This is a genomic window from Aneurinibacillus migulanus (genome assembly GCF_001274715.1).
Lineage (GTDB): Bacteria > Bacillota > Bacilli > Aneurinibacillales > Aneurinibacillaceae > Aneurinibacillus > Aneurinibacillus migulanus.
The window spans coordinates 1-729 of the sequence record NZ_LGUG01000022.1; the positions used below are offsets into that span (position 1 = coordinate 1).

Annotated in this window: 2 protein-coding genes; one reads left to right on the top strand and one right to left on the bottom strand. The window is 42.9% G+C overall.

What is annotated here, in order from left to right; genetic code table 11:
* The coding region (locus AF333_RS31355) for a serine hydrolase domain-containing protein (protein ID WP_152968253.1) at nt 1-554 on the top strand (554 nt) is incomplete at its 5' end.
* On the opposite strand, the gene AF333_RS36605 is transcribed toward AF333_RS31355, so the two are convergent.
* Nucleotides 504-729: hypothetical protein (locus AF333_RS36605; RefSeq protein WP_235497079.1), on the bottom strand; the 226-nt coding region annotated here is incomplete at its 5' end. The two genes, AF333_RS31355 and AF333_RS36605, sit on opposite strands and share 51 nt — an antisense overlap.

Sequence of the window (729 nt, forward strand, 5' to 3'; positions counted from 1 at the left end):
ATTCCAATGAAGGAATGGGATTGCTCGGAAGATATTTAGCACAAAAACTTGGGACGGATTTAGAGAAAGCTCTGCTTGAGTTCATCTGCCAACCTCTGGGTATGCAAGACACAACTATAAGATTATCCCTTGATCAAAGAAACCGATTAGTTCCGGGGTACGCAGGTAAAGATGTGAATCAGCCGGAATTAGCTATGAAGGTGTTTGAAGGAGCTGGGGCACTACGCTCTACCGTTACTGACATGCTTCAATTCCTCTCAGTATACCTGGGGATATATGCTGATCATCCAATGAGTAAACCATTTCATGTCACCCAACAGGAGCATATCAGCCAAGGAAAGAGCTTTGGAGTTGGATTAGGCTGGATAATCGATAAAAGGAACGGGATAATATGGCATAATGGCAGCACTCATGGGTATTCTAGTTTTTTAGGCTGCGATCCTTACAATTCTATTGGAATAGTGATTCTATCTAATTATCGGCCAAATCTAATGGACGATACGCTAAATCGTATTGGTTACGAGATTCTTACACAAATACGAGAAAATAAGTAGTATTCTATATAAAATTGGCTTGATGTAGTAATAAAGGTTCAGGTGGTTAGAGGAGGGAGAGTTAGAGAAAGAAGAGGTTGGATGCGCCCTGCGATCCGGTAGAAGAAAGGCCAACGTGTCTTTTTCCGACCGCTCCCGCCCACCGCCCTTCCTTCTTTTCTTACCTCCCACCATA